Annotated in this window: 21 protein-coding genes and 1 pseudogene; 8 read left to right on the top strand and 14 right to left on the bottom strand. The window is 57.4% G+C overall.

Translation table 11 applies throughout. From position 1 onward, the window contains the following. Nucleotides 1-4 precede the first annotated feature (4 nt). The 5 genes from E2484_RS12390 to E2484_RS12370 form a co-directional block, all read right to left on the bottom strand. The gene (locus E2484_RS12390) at nucleotides 5-802 is read right to left on the bottom strand and encodes an FAD-dependent oxidoreductase (RefSeq protein ID WP_321112589.1); all 798 of its coding nucleotides are present in this window, start codon (nucleotides 800-802) and stop codon (nucleotides 5-7) included. 371 nt (nucleotides 803-1,173) lie between these two features. After that, nucleotides 1,174-1,656 carry a hypothetical protein gene (locus E2484_RS12385; RefSeq protein ID WP_137285535.1) on the bottom strand — a complete coding sequence of 161 codons (483 nt, stop codon included), beginning with the start codon at nucleotides 1,654-1,656 and terminating at the stop codon, nucleotides 1,174-1,176. After that, nucleotides 1,653-2,312, bottom strand: a complete 660-nt coding sequence (locus E2484_RS12380) for a nucleotidyltransferase domain-containing protein (protein ID WP_137285534.1) — start codon at nucleotides 2,310-2,312, stop codon at nucleotides 1,653-1,655. The genes E2484_RS12385 and E2484_RS12380 overlap by 4 nt, the downstream gene beginning before the upstream one ends. 398 nt (nucleotides 2,313-2,710) lie before the next feature. Beyond that, a complete protein-coding gene (locus tag E2484_RS12375) occupies nucleotides 2,711-3,178 on the bottom strand; it encodes a type II toxin-antitoxin system VapC family toxin (RefSeq protein ID WP_137285533.1) in 468 nt (155 codons plus the stop codon). Continuing rightward, nucleotides 3,171-3,455: an AbrB/MazE/SpoVT family DNA-binding domain-containing protein gene (locus E2484_RS12370; RefSeq protein WP_137285532.1), complete on the bottom strand. Its 285-nt coding sequence runs from the start codon at nucleotides 3,453-3,455 to the stop codon at nucleotides 3,171-3,173. The genes E2484_RS12375 and E2484_RS12370 overlap by 8 nt, the downstream gene beginning before the upstream one ends. Before the next feature lie 83 nt (nucleotides 3,456-3,538). Here E2484_RS12370 and E2484_RS12365 point away from each other — a divergent pair, with 83 nt between their 5' ends. Next, a complete protein-coding gene (locus tag E2484_RS12365; RefSeq protein WP_137285531.1) occupies nucleotides 3,539-3,925 on the top strand; it encodes a hypothetical protein in 387 nt (128 codons plus the stop codon). A gap of 70 nt (nucleotides 3,926-3,995) precedes the next feature. Here E2484_RS12365 and E2484_RS12360 read toward each other — a convergent pair whose 3' ends face one another. The 5 genes from E2484_RS12360 to E2484_RS12345 form a co-directional block, all read right to left on the bottom strand. Next, nucleotides 3,996-4,868 (bottom strand): universal stress protein, encoded by an 873-nt coding sequence (locus E2484_RS12360; RefSeq protein WP_137285530.1) that lies wholly within the window; start codon nucleotides 4,866-4,868, stop codon nucleotides 3,996-3,998. Nucleotides 4,869-5,007: 139 nt separating this feature from the next. Then, nucleotides 5,008-5,379, bottom strand: coding sequence for a universal stress protein (locus E2484_RS25560; protein WP_321112648.1), 372 nt, complete (start codon nucleotides 5,377-5,379; stop codon nucleotides 5,008-5,010). 8 nt (nucleotides 5,380-5,387) lie between these two features. Further along, nucleotides 5,388-5,885 carry a universal stress protein gene (locus E2484_RS25555; RefSeq protein WP_321112585.1) on the bottom strand — a complete coding sequence of 166 codons (498 nt, stop codon included), beginning with the start codon at nucleotides 5,883-5,885 and terminating at the stop codon, nucleotides 5,388-5,390. Between the two features lie 30 nt (nucleotides 5,886-5,915). Further along, nucleotides 5,916-6,203, bottom strand: a complete 288-nt coding sequence (locus tag E2484_RS12350; RefSeq protein WP_137285529.1) for an amphi-Trp domain-containing protein — start codon at nucleotides 6,201-6,203, stop codon at nucleotides 5,916-5,918. 269 nt (nucleotides 6,204-6,472) lie between these two features. Next, the gene (locus tag E2484_RS12345; protein WP_137285528.1) at nucleotides 6,473-7,489 is read right to left on the bottom strand and encodes an AI-2E family transporter; all 1,017 of its coding nucleotides are present in this window, start codon (nucleotides 7,487-7,489) and stop codon (nucleotides 6,473-6,475) included. Nucleotides 7,490-7,926: 437 nt separating this feature from the next. Between E2484_RS12345 and E2484_RS12340 the strand changes: the two genes are divergently transcribed. The 5 genes from E2484_RS12340 (at nucleotide 7,927) to E2484_RS12310 (ending at nucleotide 14,183) form a co-directional block, all read left to right on the top strand. Then, a complete protein-coding gene (locus E2484_RS12340; RefSeq protein ID WP_137285527.1) occupies nucleotides 7,927-8,418 on the top strand; it encodes a DUF2267 domain-containing protein in 492 nt (163 codons plus the stop codon). A gap of 701 nt (nucleotides 8,419-9,119) precedes the next feature. Next, on the top strand, nucleotides 9,120-9,566 hold the full coding sequence (locus tag E2484_RS12335; RefSeq protein WP_137285526.1) for a universal stress protein: 447 nt from the start codon (nucleotides 9,120-9,122) through the stop codon (nucleotides 9,564-9,566). 585 nt (nucleotides 9,567-10,151) lie between these two features. After that, nucleotides 10,152-11,540, top strand: a complete 1,389-nt coding sequence (locus E2484_RS12325; protein ID WP_137285524.1) for a hemolysin family protein — start codon at nucleotides 10,152-10,154, stop codon at nucleotides 11,538-11,540. 230 nt (nucleotides 11,541-11,770) lie between these two features. Continuing rightward, nucleotides 11,771-12,640 (top strand): universal stress protein, encoded by an 870-nt coding sequence (locus E2484_RS12320; RefSeq protein ID WP_137285523.1) that lies wholly within the window; start codon nucleotides 11,771-11,773, stop codon nucleotides 12,638-12,640. 586 nt (nucleotides 12,641-13,226) lie between these two features. Next, on the top strand, nucleotides 13,227-14,183 hold the full coding sequence (locus tag E2484_RS12310; protein ID WP_137285522.1) for an inositol monophosphatase family protein: 957 nt from the start codon (nucleotides 13,227-13,229) through the stop codon (nucleotides 14,181-14,183). Between the two features lie 50 nt (nucleotides 14,184-14,233). Here the strand turns inward: E2484_RS12310 and E2484_RS12305 are convergent, their stop codons facing one another. Next, nucleotides 14,234-15,406, bottom strand: a complete 1,173-nt coding sequence (locus tag E2484_RS12305) for an RNA-guided endonuclease TnpB family protein (RefSeq protein ID WP_394347909.1) — start codon at nucleotides 15,404-15,406, stop codon at nucleotides 14,234-14,236. Nucleotides 15,407-15,621: 215 nt separating this feature from the next. On the opposite strand from E2484_RS12305, the gene E2484_RS12300 reads away from it, so the two are divergent. Beyond that, the gene (locus E2484_RS12300) at nucleotides 15,622-16,875 is read left to right on the top strand and encodes a sulfite oxidase (protein ID WP_137285521.1); all 1,254 of its coding nucleotides are present in this window, start codon (nucleotides 15,622-15,624) and stop codon (nucleotides 16,873-16,875) included. 332 nt (nucleotides 16,876-17,207) lie between these two features. Here E2484_RS12300 and E2484_RS12295 read toward each other — a convergent pair whose 3' ends face one another. From E2484_RS12295 to E2484_RS12290, 3 genes and pseudogenes are all read right to left on the bottom strand, one after another. Continuing rightward, complete coding sequence (locus E2484_RS12295; RefSeq protein ID WP_394347915.1) at nucleotides 17,208-18,476, bottom strand: FAD-binding oxidoreductase; 1,269 nt, start codon at nucleotides 18,474-18,476, stop codon at nucleotides 17,208-17,210. 159 nt (nucleotides 18,477-18,635) lie between these two features. Further along, nucleotides 18,636-19,034, bottom strand: a pseudogene (locus E2484_RS26030) (ester cyclase); the annotation flags it as partial. Between the two features lie 417 nt (nucleotides 19,035-19,451). Continuing rightward, nucleotides 19,452-19,895, bottom strand: a complete 444-nt coding sequence (locus E2484_RS12290; RefSeq protein ID WP_170977333.1) for an ester cyclase — start codon at nucleotides 19,893-19,895, stop codon at nucleotides 19,452-19,454. A 196-nt stretch (nucleotides 19,896-20,091) separates the two neighbouring features. On the opposite strand from E2484_RS12290, the gene E2484_RS12285 reads away from it, so the two are divergent. Beyond that, nucleotides 20,092-20,796 (top strand): tyrosine-type recombinase/integrase, encoded by a 705-nt coding sequence (locus E2484_RS12285; protein WP_137285518.1) that lies wholly within the window; start codon nucleotides 20,092-20,094, stop codon nucleotides 20,794-20,796. The last annotated feature ends 65 nt before the right edge of the window (nucleotides 20,797-20,861 follow it).

The raw sequence follows: 20,861 nt of genomic DNA, 5'->3' as shown, positions 1-20,861 counted from the left end.
CATGTTACATCGCGGACGCGGTCGAAGAACGGGTCTCGTCGGTTCCATCTAGAAGAGCTGGTAAATGCCAGCCGATTGTTTCCGCCTGTGCACGTAACGCGTCACGAGCCGGTGGTTCCGGCGGAATGTCGAGTCGCGCAGCGAGATTGAATCCGACGCGGTCGCCAACACGGGTGACGAATCCCTCACTACTGGGACCCCACACGCTCACCATGTCACTGCCGATATCGATGTCCTGGGAGGTCCGCAGCGACCAGATGTACATGTCGTACTCTCTGAGCCTCCAGTCGGTGAAGCATTGCTCACGGACTGTCGAATGAACGCCATCGGCCCCGACAACGAGACTAAACTTCTCAGTCGTCCTGTCGTCGAACGTGACATCGACACGGTCCGTCTGCTCGACAATCCGCTCAGGTGAGGTACCCATCTGAATCCAATCGTCGGGGATACCTTCCCGAAGTGCCGTGTGTAAATCCCCTCTGTAAATCGCCAGCAAAAGCGTTTGCTCGGCCGGGAGCGTGGTTCGGGTGAGCAGACCTTCGTAACTGGACCGGACTTCGTATCCCTTGGGATCGGCCGCGTCCTCTCGAACCGTTTCGAGCCGACCGAGTTCGTCGAGAACGGCTAATCCGACCTCCCAGAGTCCGATGACGTACCCGCTGTCTCGCCATTGTGGAGCTTGCTCGACGATTAGTGGTTCGTGGCCCTGGTGCGCTAGATAGTCGGCAAGGGCAAGACCAGCGAGACCCCCGCCAACTATCAGTATCTCTGATTCGTCGGTATGCGTCATCTCATCCACCATTGTCGGTTTTCAACGGGCTTACAAAGGTATCCTCTTCATCCACCCACCTTCATTATTGACAGGGCAACAGTAACCGACGATAACAGGGGACTGTTCCGGGAACGATCTTAGCAACTCTCGTTCAGAACCTTCGGATTTCAGATTACCAAGGTCAGTCAACTCACGCCTGGAAGGTCGATTCGTTCGATGGTCGAACGAGAGCCCATGCCGCCCGTCGCACCCTTATCGGCTAATTTCGCGCTCGTTATGGCCTATTTCGTTAAATTTCTTATTCTCCTGATCGTCCTCTTCGTTCGGTAGTCGAACGGAATCACCGACGAGAGTCATCTATCGAGACTTGACAGAAGATTGGAAGCAAATCGCGTTTTCGGTTATTCACAGAGACAATCCCGCGTCCGCGTCAGCGCGACGACCTCCTCGTGGAGCGTCTCGGCGAGCGAGAAGACCGTCTCGGCGCGATACTCTCCGGCGATGCCCGTCCGATAGTACGATTTCGACCGGTTTTCGATCCAGAGTGCTTCGAGTCGGTCGGCGATGTCCTGCGAGAACAACCCGGCACGGACACCGACGTCGTAAACTTCGGTGTGGCGCTGACCGGCGACGTCGTATCCCTTCTCCTCGACGTAGAACTGAATCGACCGCTCGATGGCGACGAACGACGCTTCGATGATGACCGTGAAGTGGCCGTTGCGGTCGAGGAGGAAGCCCGCCGCGTCGAGGAGACGACACGCCTTCCGTAACTGGAGGACGGCCGAGTCAGGGACGTGTTTCAATCCGACTTCCGGGTTCTCTGGCTTGCGCTGAAAAGCGTCCTCCGCGTCGGCGAGTGCCTCCTCCAGTTCGTTCGAGGTCATTCGGCGTCCCCTCCGAACACGTCGCGCTTCACTCGGTCTAACGCCTCGGTCTCGTACAACACGGTCCCCTCCTTCAGAATCGGCCGGAGGTCATCGCCTCGATTGCGGGCGCTCTCGGTTGATTCGACGAACATCTCGAACTCGTAGCGCTGGCCGTCGATGGGGTCGGCTTCGAGGTCGCGCTTAACGTCCGAGACGGTCCGACGCGCGGTCACCAGTTCGTTGTCGTTTGCGACTAGCACGAACACGTCGATGTCGCTCACGCGGTCGGCTTCGCCGCGCGCCACGCTTCCGAAGCAGACGACTCCCACGACCGACGGTACCTCGTCGGCGACCCGGTCTACGAACGCGCGAAGCGGCTTCCGGAACTCCGCTTGCGGTATCTCCAGAAACGGGTCGTCGGCCTCGCGGAGTCGCGTTTCCTCGATTCGGTAGAGGGTCTTTCGACCGCTGTCACGTCGGACGACCAGCCCCAGCGCTTCGAGTAGCGAGAGCGATTTCGAAACGCTCGGTCCGCCGAATCCGGTGAGCTCCTGTAGCTCGCTGTTCGAGAACTCTTCGGTCGGATTCTGTGCGGTGATTTCGAGAATGTCGTCCATCGCTTCGTACCTGAATATCTGGTCGTCCGGAAGCGGAAGCTGTATCTCGACGCGCATCTGTTACATCTGATGTAATAGTTTATGCCACATATAACTGTTTTGCGTTCTGTCGAACCGAAGAACATCGACGCGGCGCGGTCGAACGTTACTCGTTCTGCGGGATGACGCGGAACCACTCTCACGTAGCCCGACCGAAACTACCATTTTCAACCAACCAACCAATCTGGTCGCCTCACGGCCGAAAGGTCGATTCGTTCGGCATTCAATTGAAAACCCATGCCGCCCGTCGGCAATTGAACGGCCAGTAATCGCAAGACAGCGGCGGGGTGTTCGGCACCGTCGCCGCAATCCGTTTCCTTTTGTTCGAAAGTCGAACGATTTCGGATACGGTTCTCGGTTCCTTCACAGCGGTTGGTCGCTGGATGCTCTCGGCGCTTACGCAGAAGGCCTAAGAATCAGTTTTCGAGAAACGTATTCAGTTCGCGGAATTCGTCCCGTGAGAGAATTATCTCGGTATCGAACGCCTCGAATCGGTCGAAATCATCGTCGATCGTCAGTACAGTATTCACTCCCTCTTCTATCGCCACCTGAGCATAGTACCCGTCCCAGCCACCGACGTTCGTCGCACTCGACCGAGAAAGTCCACTCCGAACGACATCTTCAGCGATCTCGTCGTACCAATGGATTCGCTTCGCGTCCAAGAAATTCTGTAGTAGTCGAGACGCCTCTGCGTTCGAACGCCCGTAGTACGTCGTCAAGACCGTGTGCGCTCCGAACACCGCTGGATACGGCACGACGGCTTCTATGTCGCCAGCGATAGCGTCCCGGACGTACGAAAGCGCGGTATCACGAACAGGGGCGTTTGTGTGTGCAAGTGCAATTACTCCGACATCGAATAGATATGGACCATCAGCATCACTCATCGCTATCTTTCTCCGCGCCTCTCCGAACAGCGTCTCTGTGTTTCCGGGTGATTGGGTCGGCTTCGGCGTCGAGCGGAGTCGTCTCCCCTCGCTTCGAAGACGTTTCCTCGACGAGCCGTTCCATCCGTTCGATAACCTGCTCTGGGTCGTCTTCGGGTTCGACGACCGCTTTGCCGTCTTCTTCGTGGATCTCTACTTCCGTACCGGGAGTGATACCGAGCCGCTCTCGCATCTCCTGTGGAAGAACGATTCGACCTTTCGAGTCTACCTTAGCCATATTCCCACTAGAAGTGGGAGAGTACATAATCGTTTCGCTCAGGACGCTACTACAAGCGATCTCGACTCGTTTGTTCCTGCGCGATGGAGATCCGAATCAGCGATTACGAGTTCGTCCAAACACCAACGGTATTCCTACTTTCAACTCCTCCAATTCAGTCGTCTTACGGCCGAAAGGACGATTCGTTCGACAATCGACCGAAAGCCCATGCAATCGGGGATATCATCGGTGGAAACGTGTTCGATACACTCATGATTGCGCTTGGTGACCTCGCCTATTCGGCAGCCCCGATCTATGGAGACGTAAGTCCTGAAGTGGTGTTTCTCACTGGGATAGCTATTCTCATGAACAGCGTCCTGATGATCATGTTGATCCGCCGAGAGACCGAGGACCTGGGAACGGACATCGGAACCGAAAGCTATCTAATTCTCGCCATCTATATTTCGGGCGTCATCTTCTTGTTAGCTTGAGATCGCTGCAACTCTGCGCGACGGCTGTTCACAAGGAGTCGATTTCCGTGATGGGTGATCGGTTGAAAACTCAGTGATCTTCAGGCGGTGAGACGGTCAGCACTGGGACATCTGCTACACGAACGATTTTCTCGGTAACGCTTCCGAGGAGGTACCTCTCTAAGCCAGTTCGGCCGTGAGTCCCCATCACGATGAGATCGATATCGCGTTCGTCGACGTAGTCCAAGATGCCTCGGGCGGGTGTCCCGCTAAGAACCGATGCCTCGACGGATCGTAGGTCCGCTTCGTCGGCACGGGCGATGACATCATCGACTGCTTGTTGACCTGCCTCCTCCAACGCATCCAGCACCTCAGCACTCCCGAACTCTCCCGACAGGACAGTGAGATTGACGACGTGAACGACGTGCAGTGCTGCATCGGTCGCCTCAGCGAGAGTTATCCCGTGATCCGCAGCGACATTTGCCGCGTCGCTTCCGTCCGTCGGAACGAGGACCGTCTCGAAGTCGGGGTTGAGAGGGGTGTCTTCGTGGACAGTGAGGACGGGTACTGGCGAGGTACGTAGCGTCCGCTCGGTGACGCTACCGAGGACGAGACGGTTCAACCCTGTTCGTCCCTGCGTCCCCATTACGATGATATCTACATCGTGGTCTCGTGCGTAGTCGATAATCGCTCGGTGGATCGGGTCAGCGGTTTCTATAACGTGAGTCGCCGCTGAAATACCGGCATCCGCTGCCTGATCCCTGAGTGTCGCCAGAATCCCCTCCCTACGCTGAGTTAATTCCTCAGCAGCTTCTGATTCGACGTTCGCCGGAAATTCATCGAGTTCAACGACGTTGATCGCGTGGAGCGAGGCGTCGAAGTGTTGTGCAAGGTTGAGCGCTGTTTTAGTTGCTGTTTCTGCATCAGTGCTCCCATCCGACGGAACGAGAATAGTGTCGTACATTGTTCCCGTTCGAAATCAGGAGCGGACAGACTAAGTGTCTATAGGGTGGGTGCGGTCAATCAAGAATCGTTACTCTCACCAGGCCTTGTAGTAGGGTCCCTGTTCTCGTTTCCATTGCTCGATGGAGTTACGCAATCCCCTATTCGTTCGACTCGGGTTCACGGACCCACATCACGGGAATCGGAAACGTTCGGACGATTTTCGCGCTGACGCCACCCATCACGTATCGGCTGAAATCCGTTTCCCCGTGCGTCCCTAGAATAGCGTGATCGATTGCATGCTCCTCCATATAAGAGCGAATCTCCTGCGACGGAACACCGTATTCGATGTCACTCTCGATGGCGTCGAGTGACTCCGCCTCTGCGGTCTCTACGGCGTCCGTCATAATCTCGTTCGCTCGTTCCGTCAATTCTCCCTCGTTCAGGACGAGTTGCGTATCGGGACCGAGGTTCCCTGTCTCGACGATGTGGAGAATGTGAAGCGTTGCACCGGTTGCTTTCGCTACGGTTATTCCGTTCGTTAACGCGAGTTCTGCACCACGGCTTCATCCGTTGGAACGAGCACGTGCTGACAGGGATACGTGAGTGGACGGTCTCTGTCAGGATTGACCGTGACGACGGGTACTTCTGCGGTGTTGATGACGCGCTCCGTAACACTCCCGATGAGAGACCGCTTCAATCCGCGACGACCGTGCGTCGGCATGACAATCAAATCGACGTTGGATTGCTTGCTGTACTCGACAATCGTCGTGGACGGATTACCCTGGAGCACCTCCGTCACCACAGCAATACCTTGTTCTGCGGCACTCTGTGCCGCCTGGTCCACGATTCGTCGCCCTTCCTGCTCCAGAACGTCGATCACTTCTCCTTGAACTCGGATGAGACTGTCTCGGCTGGTATCCGCGACATTGAGGATGTGGAGCGTGGCCTCGTGTTCGGCCGCAATCTGGAGCGCGTAGTCGAGGATCGATTCTGCCGGCTCGCTACCGTCCATCGGGAATAGGATCTGGTCGAACATTGTACTGAAATCTGTGGAGAATGGACGGTGTCACTCTTCCTTGGGACTGATATCTAACGTCCCCTCTTCCGGTGTCTGAGCGTCACGCCACCAGACTAATTCGAACTCAATGCTCTGTTTGGCCTCCGTATCGCCCTCCGCCCAGTCCGACTCGCCTTCCAATTTGAACGTCACTGGATTCGTCGGGGTCAACTCCACCCGCTGACCACCGAGTTCGAGTGTCACATCCCCGCCACTGTCAAGTTGATCTGCGAACTCCCGGAGGTACGAGGCGATTTCGGACCGCGTTTTCTCCGCTTCGGTTTCGAGTTCTCCCATAGCGTGTGGTACGCTGGAGAGTCCGATAAACGACGGGGATGATTCTTGGTCTTGAGGAATGACCGCCCCGTTGCCTCTGTTGAAATCCTCTGACTGCAACAGTTTTCAGCCCACGTGATGAATACCCTGAGACGAACGTCTTAATGGAATTATGCCTCGTCGGGCGGCGCGTTCGCGCCTCCTTTGCTCGTTGTGACTTCTAGCTACTATGGAGAACTGACCAACGATTCTCTATCTAAAAGCGCATTCGACTGACCACGAACGGTCGGTCAACCGATGTCCCCCTCGCTGAGTTGAGACCAGTTCTCTAGGCCGACGCGGAGAGTGGCTTTAAGCGCGCCGAGTACGACGGGACCGAAGAACAGTCCCATTACCCCGAATGCGTACGCGCCTCCGAGGATACCGAGGAGGATGACGGCAGGGTTGAGTTTCGCATACCTATCGACGGCAAACGGACGGAGATAGTCGTCGGTGAGCCCAACCACGATAACGCTGTAGACGAACAATCCAACGGCGAGTAACGATTCGCCCGTGAGATACAGGTAGACTACCGCCCCACCCCAGACGGGAATCGCACCGACGAGCGGAACCATAGCGAGAACGATCATGACGGCCGTCCAGAATACCGCATTGGGAACGCCAGTGACGGCGAGTCCGACCCCAGCGACGACCCCCTGGACGATGCCGACAAAAATGTGTCCGAAGAGAACGCCCCACATCACGTCGTTGATTTCGGCGTAGAGATCGCGCTGGATGTCCATCGGGAGGGGAATCGTTCGGTAAAACCAGTCGAGCAGTTCGGTGCCGTCTTTGAGGAGGTAGTAGATGAGAAAGAGCGCCAGCGCGATCCCGATGAGGTGGAAGGTGATCGTCCCGAATGCTTCGGTTGACCGTTCGAACACAACGGTCCCGATTTCTCGTCCTGAGCCGACGAGTTCGCCGGCTATATCGACCTCTCGTCCGGTGAGGTCCTCGATTCGGGCTTCGATTAACTCGATCTGCATCGCGTCAGCGTCGAAGTCCTGGAGGATTCGCTCGGCACTATCCGCAACGGTCCAAAAGACTACTACGAACGGAGCGACGAACCCCGCAACTGCCAGAACGACGAGAGAGAGTGCAGCCACCATCGGCGACGTGTACGCTTCGACGCGGACTTGGAGCGGATAGAGCACATAAGCGAGGAGTACGGCACCGAGGACGTACTGGAGAAACGGTTGGATCAGTACGACCGACAGCACGAGAAGGGCGGCAACGAGAGCGAGGAGAAATCCCTTACTGAGATTCACGACCGCGAATTCGTTAACCGATGACAAAAAGATTCACGCTCGGCCCGAAAACAGCGTTACGGGTACCGACGTTGGCGTACATACACAATCCTAGTTCGGCAGATAGAGCCACCAGCAAGTCTGGCTGGTCGGAAGGCATCAGCTTGAATGTCGTTGGTCTATCTAGTCTGTCTATGGTAGCCGGATCCGCAAGCGATGCTCTATCTGAACGTTGGGCCGTCTTCCTCGTTCTCCTGCCAATCGTAGGAGGCGGACTACTGTTTTTCCTGTTCGAGAGCGGTGTCGTCCATCGCCTCGGTCTCTTCATGATGGGTGCTGGGGTGATTGTCGGCAGCGTGCTCCTCTTATTGCGAATGCAGTAACGTTCTCCCGAGAGTAACTTCCTATCGGGGTGGATTTATGCTCCCCAAGGTCGTGAAAATCGTGGGGGAGAACAGATGAACTTTGATGAATTTACAGGGCAAGTACAGCATCGACTTGAGCTTCCGGGGACTGCCGAGACGCTGCGGGCGATTCGGGCGACTCTCATGACGGTCGGGCAGCGAATACCGAAGGGGGCGGCCGAGGACCTTGCCGCTTCGCTTCCGATGGAGATCAAGTGGTACATGACGGGCGCTGTGCACGAACATGGTCAGCGATTCGACTGGCAGGAATTTCTCTCGCGGGTTAGCGAGATCGAGGGGATAGACCGACCGGAGGCGGCGTACCACGCCCGAGTTATCATGGATCTCGTGAGTACTGCGGTACCGGAGTCCGACTTCTGGCAGTTACGCGACCAACTCCCCGAAAGTGAAGACAACGAAGACTGGGGACAATTGTTCGAGGTGACCGACGCCGGTGGCTGGGGCGAGTCGCAGGAGAAACAAACCGGAGGCGGTCCGCAACCCGACGCCGAAAGCGAGGCTGGAACGGAAGATACGTCCAAGTGAACCCGCGGAGTCAACCACATATTTTCTAAGAAAACGTTCTTATAGGCGGATCAGGCGCCATACCATGGCGTTTACGCCGTGGATACGCGCAGTCACTGAGGGTAACAATCCACCGTTCAGAGCCGCTGCCCTGAGTTCCCAACACTAACGTTTAATTGACAGACTAACCGATACTGAAAGAGGAATCGGTCGGAACGGAGCGGATTCCGAACCGTCCTTCGGAGGCGGCCTGTCCGCCCCCACAACGAGGCAGTATCCGAAAGAGCAGGCGGTGAACGTCACATCCCCGAAGGGTGTGCCGACACGTGCTGACTGCTCAAAGCGAGCACCACGATACCCCCGACTCCACCGACGCCTGCCGGAGTCCCTGTGGCAAAAACAACACGTGGACTCCGTATACGGTCGAGGGTAGGGGTAACGGTGGCTTGGCACCGCCAGCAGTCCACCACACCGATGCTGTGGGACTCCTGTGCCCGAAAGGTGTGGTAGTCCGGTGAGTGAACTGCACACCTGAAACTCCCACTGCTCGGGATTCTTCCGCGTTTACGCGGAGGAGGATGTCAATGCGGACGAGTTGTTCGAATGTGTCTATTTTCTTTCCGCTTTGGTAATATGGCCATTGAGCCTCTAGAGGCAGAAGACCGTGCTCGGGTCGTCGGACGGGGCGGTCGATTTAACCGGTCTGGCGCCAAAGGTTTGGTATGGAACTACTTGTCGCCGTTGATGGATCAGAAGAGAGCAATCGGGCGCTTGCGTACGCAGCAGACATCGCTAACGCGACCGGCGGATCAATCACGGTGATCCACGCAATCGAACCGGATATCTATGACGCTGGTGGTGGAGAACCGATATCCGAGTCCGACCGCAGGGACCGGCTAGTCATCGATAGCCTTGACGCCGCAGAGGAGCACGGTCGAGCGATCATAGACGAGGCGATCGAATTTGCAGCGGAGCGGGGGCAAACCGTGTCTGGAGAACTACTCTACGGCCAACCGGCGAAGATAATACCCGAATACGCCGAGAAAGGAGAGTTCGAAACGCTCTACGTTGGTCACCGGGGCCGATCGGAACGAACTATTGAGTTCTTGGGCAGCGTGGCACGAAACGTGGTTGAGCGTACTACCATTCCGGTTACTGTCATCAGGTAACACCGACTGATTCAATACACGCTACCCATCACCTTGGCCAGGCTCATCTCGTGGAATCCCCGTGTGGCCGCCCATGGCGAAAAACACCGCAATCGTGATCCGAGCAGAGGAGTTTTTGGAGTATTCATTACCAAGCACTGGTTAACGAACACCCTCTCATTCGTCGGTTCTCCAATCGGTTTGTTTTTCCAGATAGTCTTTCAAACGCCCTACCGATTCGTCATTAAATTTAAATGGGCGCCAGTAAAGATACCCGGGTCGGTTGGAATCGAAGGTTGGTCCGATGCTGCATTCGCGCCTTCTATTCAGCATGACTTGGACCAACCTACCTATCCGCTGTCAGTAGCAGCGTGCTGGATACAGAGGATGCAGTCAGCATGGTTTCTATTAGCTTCTGAGGATCCCAATGGAGCCGGAATTTCGAATTTTAATCGGCGTAACTCTGCTATCCAGGCCGAGACCGACCGGCCGGGCGCCCACGACCAGGCCAAGAAGATGGCCAAGCGCGCCGGGGTCGACTTCTATGGCGACCCCGACGCCGGTTGCACAAGGGTTAATATTCTACTCTTGTAATTGTCGAGATTGATGGTGTTATCTGTACTCACAGCGGCATCTGAGGCCGGTATCACACTGTATACTGTGCCGGTCGTCGGGATTGAACTGGGGCGGACGGGAGTTACCGTGATCGGTATCCTCATGATTCTGATGCTGCTCGTGGGATCAGGGTTCTTTTCATCGTCGGAGATTGCGTTGTTCTCCTTGCCGGACCACCAGATCGACGCGATGGTCGAGGAGGGCAAGCGGGGTGCGTGGGCAGTCAAGTCCCTCAAAGACGATCCCCACCGCTTGCTCGTGACGATCCTCGTGGGGAACAATATGGTCAACATCACGATGTCCTCGATTTCGACGACCCTCGTCGGCTTCTACTTCGACCCTGGCACGGCAGTACTCGTCTCGTCGCTCGGTATTACGTCGATGGTCCTGATATTTGGGGAGAGCGCACCCAAGTCCTACGCCGTCGAGCACACCGAATTGCACGCACGACGCGTCGCCCGAGGGCTGAAGATCGTCGAGAAAGTGCTGTGGCCGCTCATCACCCTGTTCTATTACTTGACAACACTCGTAAACAAGGTCACCGGCGGCAACTCGGCCATCGAGTCGACGTACGTCACTCGCGACGAGATCCGGAACATGATCAAGACAGGCGAGCGCGAAGGCGTCCTCGACGAGGAGGAACGCCAGATACTCCAGCGCACCCTGCGGTTCACCGACGCCACCGCCAAGGAGGTGATGACCCCCCGCCTCGACATGGTGGCCATCTCCAAAGACGCGACCGTCGAGAAGGCAATCCAGGAATGTATGCAGGCAGGACACGCCCGCCTACCGGTTTACGCGGGCTCGCTGGACAACATGATCGGCATCTTCGACATCCGTGACCTGGATGATTCCAACTACGGCACCTTCGCGGACCTCGAGGTGGAGGACGTGGTCAACCCGACGCTCCACGTCCCAGAGTCCAAGAACGTCGACGAACTCCTGACCGAAATGCGCGAGAACCGGATGCAGATGGTCATCGTCATCGACGAGTTCGGCGCCACCGAGGGCCTCATCACGATGGAAGACCTGCTTGAGGAGATCGTCGGCGAGATACTGGTGGGTGACGAGGAACACCCGATCGAGTTCATCGACGACAGTGAGGTGCTGGTCCGCGGCGATGTCAACATCGACGAGGTCAACGAGGCCCTCGACATCGACCTCCCCGAGGGCGAGGAGTTCGAAACCATCGCGGGGTTCCTCTTCAACCGTGCAGGTCGCCTCGTCGAGCAGGGTGAGGCGTTCGATTACGAGAACGTGACCCTGCGAGCCGAACAGGTGGAAAACACCCGCATTCAGAAGGTCCGGGTGACCGTCGACCGCGACACCACCGACCCGGTCGAAGAAGAGTCGCTGGCCGGCGAAGGCGAAACCGATTGACCGGAAGTGTCTCAGCAGTCGGGACTTCGATCAGGTAACTCGGCTCCTATGGAAATCCCGTACTGACAATTTTCTCGGTGACTCTGTGCTGAAGTGGAGACTGGCTCTCAATACATGGAGACGCATGACCGGCGGTTGTTAGTACAGTCTCCTGAGGTTAGGAGCCACTACCTTGAGAGAATGGTGAAAACCATTAGGGGGCCAGCAAACGTAGCTTGTCTTATCGAGTCATGTACGAGAACATTCTCCTCCCGTATGACGGTAGCGAGGGCGCAGCCGAGGTGCTCCATCACGCCGGCGAGATCGCCCATTGGGCCGACGCTACCATTCAGGTGCTCTACGTTGCCGACACGACGCGCGACAGCGTCACCGTTGTCGAGGGCCAAACTGTCGATGTGCTCGAACGAGAGGGTGAGGACATCGTTGAGGAAGCCGCAAAAACGCTGGACACACTCGGGGTTTCGTACGACACCGACGTCGTCCAGGGCAATCCGGCCCCGACGATCGTTGAGTACGCCGAGCGGTACGACCAGGGTCTGGTCGTGATGCCAACCCACGGCCGCGAGGGAATCTCGCGGTACCTCATCGGAAGCGTCTCCGAGAAGGTTATCCGGCTCTCCTCGGTTCCCGTTCTCACAGTCCGCATGCAGCCCGATGAGACGCTCGAGTTCCCCTACGAGAACATCCTCATCCCGACAGATGGGAGTACCGCTGCGACGTACGCTGCCGATCATCTCGTCGAGCTTGCGGCGTCGCTTGATGCAACCGTGCACGTCCTGTCTGTCGTGGACGACACTGCACTCGGACTGGACGTCCGGTCGACAACTTCCGGCAAAGAAAGCGAAGAGGCCGCGACCGACGCTGTCGAGACTGTCGTCTCGGAAGCCGAGTCACGCGGGGTTACGAATACTGTTCGCCATATCGAACACGGAACGCCTGTTGAGGAGATTCTCGACTACATCGAATCGAACGACGTACAGCTCGTCGGTATGGGAACGACAGGGAGACGTGGCACCGATCGTATCCTGCTCGGCAGTGTCGCTGAAAAGACCGTGCGCTCGGCACCGGTCCCCGTCATGACTGTCGCGGAACCAGAGTGAACGGTAGGAATGGTTTCCGACGCCTCTGTTGACAGCATCTCTGCCAAGATATCATGTGCCATCTCGATTGCGAACGTGCTACGAGGATCGTCGTGTCGACTGACCTCGTCACCTGATCCGTTGTGCTCCTCAGCAGACGCTCTTTGACATCCTCGCCCTTCAGGGCGGGGAGGATGTCAACCACACTGTCTGCGGGCCACCGCAGCCAGCTACCACGCCTACAAGGGAGTGGCACCAGTGCCGCTGCAAGCGCTCATGGGCTGGAGCGACTTAGCTACGGCCCAGAAGTACATTCGGATTTCCGGCACCGCCACCGCTGACGCTCTCCGACGAGTTCATCACCGATAGCCGGACGCTCTCCCTCTTGGCAATTCCCAAATGCTGCATATAGAGGTTGCATACAGGAGATGGGTGTCCTCCGTACCAGCACGTCTACGACGAAATTCGCCGCTCGCTTTAATCGAGACTGAACCTTCTGATGCTGATCAGTGCTTAGCTCGGCTCTATCCAAACCAGCCATGTATCTGAATATTTTGTTTAAAATTCACTGACCTTTATTGATTGTGGTTGTCTAACATGGCACTGTATGGTGAACCCATTCAAGCGAAGAACGTATTTAAGAGGAATCGCGGGTGGAGTTACCAGCATCGGCATCGCTAATTCAGTGTCCGCACAAGACGTAAAGTCTGAATCATCGGAAGGGAAGTCAGAAACATGTCCCTCGGATCAAGCAGAACCCTCACCATACACTCCCGTTGTTGAACAAGCAGCCGTCACAGGAGGGGCTGCGGCAGAGAATCTCTTTCGGACAGGGCTCGAAGTTGAGTATAAAGAAGGTTCAAAAGCGGCCGTCGTAACAGATGCTGATCGTACTGCTCAGGCCACAGCAATTGATACACTCAAACGAGCCTATCCAGATGCACCCATCGTCGGGGAGGAAAAAGTCGGTGAGGCTACGAAAGAAGTACCCAGTTCTGGACTTGCATTTACTGTCGATCCCATTGATGGTTCGTATAATTACACCCGTGGTAATTCGTTGTGGTGTACCAGTGTCGCCGCGATAGACGATGCGGAGGCTGTTGCAGCCGCAACTGCCGTTCCAGAACGTGACGATATTTATACGGGCAGCCCTGCCGAAGTACAACGGAACGGCGAACCAGTCTCGGTCACTGACCGGACAGATCCAACCGGGTTCATGGTTGCACCAACCTACTGGTGGGGGATGGACAGTCGAGATCAGTTCGCAACCGCGACGAGCGAGGTTGTCAGACGGTTCAATGATCTTCGACGCTACGGTTCAACACAACTTGCACTCGCAGCGGTCGCCGCAGGCGAGATCGAAGCTGCCATCACCAACATCGATAACCTCAATCCGTGGGATACGATTGCAGGTGCTGCGCTAGTTGAATGGGCTGGCGGGACAGTCACTGACTTACAGGGGAATGATTGGGGCCATGACAGTCATGGCCTCGTTGCGTCAAATGGCGGTGCCCACGAGGAAGTCATCGAAGCAACACAGCAAATCGAAGCAGCAGCAGAGTGACATCCTCCTCGCCGTAAACGGCGAGGCTTCCCCCGCATGAGGAATACCAGTTAGTCGTCGCTGGCAGAGGGTTCCGACTCTCGAAAGGCCGTGAGCGTCATCTGCGCTGGTGCGCTCTTCTCACGGTGAGTCGTGGCGGTGTCACTACCGCTCCCATCCCGAGGCGAGTCATCGCGTTCCGCCTTGTCAAGCGGGACGCTCTCTCCCCACGGGTCAACCCGTCGTGCGATATTCGCGGAAGCGTTGATGTCGGCCTGAAACGTCGAAACGTGGCAGTCGTCGTTCGGACATCGGAACTCAGCCTGTGAGTCCCGCCGACCGATACGGTGGCACGAGTGGCACGTCTGAGACGTGTACGCCGGATTATCGTACTTGACCGGGATGCCTTCTTCCGTCGCCTTGTCCTCGAGGCGCCCTTGCAGTCGGGCGAACGCCCACGAGTGAAGCCGACGGTTCATATACTTCCCGTAGTCGAGACGTTCACGGATGTACGTCAAGTCCTCCATCACCAACACCGGGTTGTCGAACTGTTTGGCGTACTTGACGGCCTGTCGAGACGCCTTCTCCACGATGTCGGTGAGCGCGTTCTGGTAGTGCGAGAAGCGGTCGTCAATCCGCCACTCGGATGCGTCGCGCTCTTGGAGGCGTTTCAGGGTCGTGTGCATCTCTTTGCGGAGATGCTTCGCTCTGCTTCCGCTACACACGAACGGGTCAGTCGGAGAACCGTCCTTAAGGGCACAGCCCGTTATCAGGGCGGTTTCTCCGATGTCTAAGCCGATTTGCGTGGCGTCACCGTCTGTCGCTGGTTCTTCGACCGGGTACTCGACGGTGACGTGCAGTACCCAGTTCTTCCGGTGTTTCTGAAGCCGTATCTCGCCCGCCTTCGCGTCCTCAGATACGAGGTCGTGCCAGAGGCCTTCCTGTTCAGGGTTGATACGGAGTGGAATCCAGAAGTTCGTTCCCCGACCGGGACGGGGAACCCACCACGTGAACTCGGACTCGCGTTCCCCGGAGTGGTCGAACTTCGCGGCTTGGTTCGTGAGCCGTATCGGGTGTTCGTCGTCCAACTCCTTGGCGTGGTACGTCTTCCGAAGTTTCGGGACGTAGTTGCAGAGAGCGGCCTTGGTCTGGTACGGCAGGTCGTATGGCGTCACGATGTCGCTCACGCGCCGACCGACACAAAACAACCAGATACCTCGAAGCCCCATCCAGGGTACGAGCATCGGCTTCGTGGCAGAGCCAGCGCTGTCGGTCGCACACCTGAGACTCCTACCCTTCCGAATTGACGGGAACCGCCACTTGTGCGGTTCGGGAGGCCCGCGCCTTTAGGCGCGAGAGGATGTCACATGCACCACTCCAGCCTTACTGACGACATCCGAAGATAGAGAGGACAATCCGTGGGTAATAGTTATCGTCTCGTTCATGTACATTGTTACCTATGGTCACTGAACGCCCACGAGAAAGCCGTCACAAAGAGATCGACGCGATCGTAGAGGCACGGGCGGGCGGCGTGACAGAGACGCGAGACGAGGCTGACAAATATACGGTCGTCGGTGCGGCTCAGCGTCGCACCTTCGCGAATTGGTTAACACCCATCGAGGAACACTTCGTCTGTCACCGGAACAATATTCCGGACATCGACGCCGACGCATGGACCGTGTCTCTTACCGGGCAGGTTGAGGCAGACCTCCTGATGACCGATATCAGGGAGGAGTATCCGACGGTGGCGGTCGCCCATACGATGGAATGTGCAGGCAACGGGCGCGGCCAGCACCGACCCGAGACGGGAAGTGTTCAATGGGGCTTCGAGGCCGCTGCCACCGCCTTCTGGACCGGAACCCCAGTCAGTTCGATTCTCCGGGCGCACGGCGTGGACTCGCCTGACGGGAAATGGCTCACTGCGATCGGGGGTGACCCGTCGGATGACGACGACGTATTCGCGCGGTCGATTCCACTCGTAAAGGCGGTCAACGACTGTCTCCTCGCCTACGAAATGAACGGCGAGCAGCTCCCGCGAGAACACGGCTATCCCATCCGATTAATCGTTCCCGGCTGGTACGGCGTCAACAATGTCAAGTGGGTTGAAGAACTCAGAGTCATGGACACGATGGTGGTCGAAGGGTCACTCGACCGGCCAGGCGAGCACGGGTTCTGGCAGCAGAAATCCTATCGCATCCACCCCAAGGGCACTGACCCCGATACAAACGATACTATTGAAACAATCGACACGTGGGAGCAGCTTGAAGGTGCAGTCGAATACCCGTACACGTTTGACGCGACCGTAATGTCAGTGATTGGCACTCCAGCAGGAGAGTCGCCCGTAACACCGCGATCAGACGGTACGATCGAAGTGCGCGGTGTCGCGTGGGCGGGTGACGACGCGGTCGATTGCGTGGAGGTGTCAACCGATGGTGGCGAGACCTGGGATGACGCGGAGCTATTCGGCCCTGAGTACTCTGGTGCATGGCGACTGTGGCGTTTCGAGTGGGAGGCTGAGCCGGGGACGCACGTGTTGCTGTCGCGGGCGACTGACGAGCTGGGCCGCCGACAGCCAGCGAGAATTTCCAGGCCGGACGCTTGGCGTGACGCACTCGACAATAACGAGTTCCCTTGGAACGAGGGTGGGTATGCCGCGAACGCCTATGAGCCGAACTCTGTGGAGGTTGAGGTTGAAATCCAACCGTCTGAGTAGTCGGCCTCCGTCCCACGCGCCGCAACCACTGCGGATACAATAGGGTACAGTTGGCGACGAAACCTATTGTTTCACTTGAATAATCGGTTCTATTCATCGAGGTATCTTCACACGTGGTATGTTTCGTTACGTCAACCACCGACAGGTTATCGTCGACAGTCGGGTGAGTGTATCGTCATCGATGGAAAGGGTAAGCCGCACCTTGAATGGCTCCGTCGTCAAGATTTCCCCGCCAGCGGAAGGGATCAGAGGGATTGCACAGGACCGGTGATAAGGTTGATCCCGTGTGCGGTCAGAACCACGATTAGAAAGACGAACCTGTTCGCCGATCATTACTCCGCCGGTTCGATGTTCTGGTTCACGTGGAAGAAATTGTCCGGATCGTACTTGGCCTTGACTTTCTGTAACCGCTCGTAGTTGTCGCCGTAGGTGGCTCGAATTCGGTCCTCCCCCTCTTCCATCATGAAGTTGACGTACGAGCCAGCCGCCGAATGCGGGTGGACCGCCTCCCAATAGTCTTGCGCCCATTCAGTGATCTCCTCGCTTTTGGCCGGATCTGGATCGACGCCCACGATCACCATCGACCAGGTGGCATCGCGAGTCCCCCACGCCGTCTCGTCTGTGTCGACCTGATGGACAGCCCCGTCGATGGGATAGAGGTGCATCGTCGACTTCGGGGTCGGCACTTCGGCAAAGCGCTGGTGCTCGGCGATAGCATCGTCGGTCAGTTCGTATACGAAGTCGCCCTTCCAGTACCACTGGTCGCCCGGCGGGTAGAGGTCGTCGAACATACTTTGCAGCGCCGGATACGGCATCGGATCGATGTGCTCGAACAGCGGTTCGGCGACATCGCGGGCGGGCTGCATCGCAGCTTCGGCCTGTTCCTCCGGTCCCAGATAGCACCACATGAGTCCGCACACCTTCTCGCCATGGATCTCCTCTGGGAAGGGCTCGCCCGGCACCTCGGCGGTTAGATAGAACGCGTACACGTCCTCGGGTGCTTGAGGGAGCCACTCGCGATACCAGCGTATCGTTGGTTCAAGCTGGTCGATCGGCCAGAACATTGGCCCAGCGACGACGGTATCCACCGGATGAAGCTGGTACTCGAACGAGGTGACCACGCCGAAGTTGCCACCCCCGCCGCGCAGCGCCCAGAACAGGTCCGGATTCTCGTCCTCGCTCGCACGGACCAATCGTCCGTCGGCGAGTACGACGTCTGCGCTCACCAGATTGTCGATCGTCAGGCCGTATTTCCGAGTTAGATAGCCGTGGCCACCGCCCAGAGTCAGGCCGCTGACACCGGTCGTCGAGATGATTCCACTGGGGGTTGCCAGGCCGAAGGCGTGGGTCGCGTGATCGACGTCACCCCACGTGCACCCGGGTTCGACGCGCACGGTCTGCGCGTCGGGATCGACCCGGACGCCCGTCATCTCGGAGAGGTCGATAACCAGCCCGTCGTCCACCAGCGCCAGACCGGGACCATTGTGGCCACCGCCACGGATCGCCGTCTCGAGATCGTGCTCACGCCCGAAGTTCACAGCCGCGATTACGTCCGCGACATCGGCGCACTGGACGATCAGCCGTGGATACTTGTCGATCATCGCGTTGTAGACCGTCCGCGCGTCGTCGTACTCGGAATCCACGGGCAGGATCAGTTGACCGTGAAGCGTCTCCTGAAATTGTTTGATGGCTTGTTCGTTGAGGCCGGTTGCGGTTGGCAGTTCTTCAGCTGGCGATTCGACGACGCCGAGTTGCTGCATGAGGCCGAACAGGTCGCCGATGTTGGTCACTTCCACAATGGTCCCGTCTTCGAAGCGATAGAGTACAACGCCCGACACCTCGACCGAGACTCCGGTCGGTTCGATACCCATCAGTTCGCCCTCGTGGGTGCCCCGCGCCGTGTAGTGGACGACCACCGCGTCGTCCTCTGTGACGACGCCATTGACCTCGGAGGTCAAATCGGGGAACGCCGACCGGTACGCGTCGAGTGCCTCCTTGTACGCGTCGCGTCCGCGTACTTGGTCTGGGTACGCCATATCGGCGACCACGTCCTCGGCCACGACGTCGTCGAGCGCGTCCAGGTCGTCACCAGCCCAGACGTCGATAACCTGTTGGGCTGCTCGTTTGTTCGCCTCTCGTTGGTCTGGTGTTTCTGGCATAGGTACTCACCCGTGACGTGTTGTGTCCCTTCCTGTGCATCCCCCGCTGGCCGTCGATCACTCCGGCTCACTTGGATTTCGGATATCGTGGCTCGGTGCCTCCACCCCGACTCCCTAACTCATACCTCTCGTAGTGTGACTTGCTGGGAACGGCCTTGTGGTATGTTGACGATGGCCATATTATTACTCCGTGAAATTTGTTCACGGTGTGAACAGGACGACGTGTGCCGCGGAGTGGTCAGTGATGAATACACGCCCTCTATTCAGCACCCCGCTTCTAACAACTTCTGGATAGGTCGATACAGTCGTGCAAGATACAGAGGCTGGATTCAGCACAGCGGTATCTACAGAGCAGATTGGTGTTGTCTACAGGAGAATTCTATCCTGGTGTGCGCTGAAATACTGATATAACCTGGATTACTCTCCAGGCGGCTCGATGACGCCGAGCTGCACGAACAGTCCGAGCAGATCGGGGAGGCCATTCACTTCGACCACCTTCCCGTCGTCGAACCGGTAGAGCCCGAACCACTCGACCTCGACCTCCTTCCCCGTTGGTTCGATGCCCATCACCTCGCCTTCGTGGATACCCCCAAACGTGCAATACGCCATCACCGTATCGTTCTCGGCGACGACGTCGTTGGGTTCGAAGAACAAGTCCGGTAACGCCCCCCGAGACATACGGAGATTGTCCTTGTACGCGTCGCGTCCGTGTAGGGTCCCGCGGAGCGCCTCAGGGGTATGGAGGATAACGTCCTCGGCGATTACGTCGTTGAGTGCGTCTATGTCGCCGCCGTCCCACACATCGAAGATCTGTTGGGCTGCTTTTTTGTTCGTTTCTCGCTGGTCTTGTATCTCTGACATGGGCGAAATCACCCGCATTATCTTTGTTAAGGGATCACATAGCAACATCGGCTGAAGAATCTGCAGACGGTGAATAGAAGCGGCCTGCTCCCAGAAAGGACGTGAGCGATACGCGCCCTCTATTCAGCAGGAAAGCCCTTCGCTTCCGTCGTGATGAGGTGAAAATACATCTTTCCACGCTGCCTGTCTGGAGTGGATGGCTCACCATCGAACTGAGAAAAATGAATGGGCTGACCGCCACCGACAGGAACTAACCACTCGTCATTCCCACGAGGATGTTTTAACCGACCGCGAGTTCGAACTGCTGCTTGAGGCCTGTAGAGACATGCCAGCCCCACGGGGGTTCGAGGCGCGATTCATCTGTTTACTTGGTGGCAGGCTCGGTCTACGCGCCGGCGAGATTGCACATTTCGACAGTTCCTGGCTGGACTGGAATCGCAAGCTCATCCGAATCCCACAGCACGAACCGTGTGACTGTGGGTACTGCCAACGGCAGGCCCGTCAGGAAGCCGCCCATAACGGCCAACTTACCGAAACCAACGCTGTCGCGTCCCGCTGGCATCCCAAGACCGTCGCCTCAGCCCGATTGGTTCCGTTTGACCTGTCGTTGCGAATCGAGCTCTGTATTGAGCGGTTTGTAAATCGATACGAAGGCTTTCCACGGTCGCGGTCAACCGTCAACCGGCGCGTCCAGGAAGCCGCCGATCAGGCGGCTCTCCCGGGACGGATTTACCCACACTGTCTGCGGGCCACTGCAGCCAGTTATCACGCCTACAAAGGAGTGGCTCCAGTGCCGTTGCAAGCGCTCATGGGATGGAGCGACTTAGCAACGGCCCAGAAGTACATCCGGATTTCCGGCAGCGCCACCGCGGACGCCCTCCGACGAGTTCATCACCGATAATCGGACACCCGACCCCTTGGTATACTTAAATTTTGCATAGAGAGGCTCTATTTAGTACGACTCCT

This window comes from Halorussus salinisoli (genome assembly GCA_005239435.1).
Classification (GTDB): Archaea; Halobacteriota; Halobacteria; order Halobacteriales; family Haladaptataceae; genus Halorussus; species Halorussus salinisoli.
Note: the sequence above shows the minus strand (reverse complement) of the source record. Positions and strands in the feature narration are given on the sequence as shown.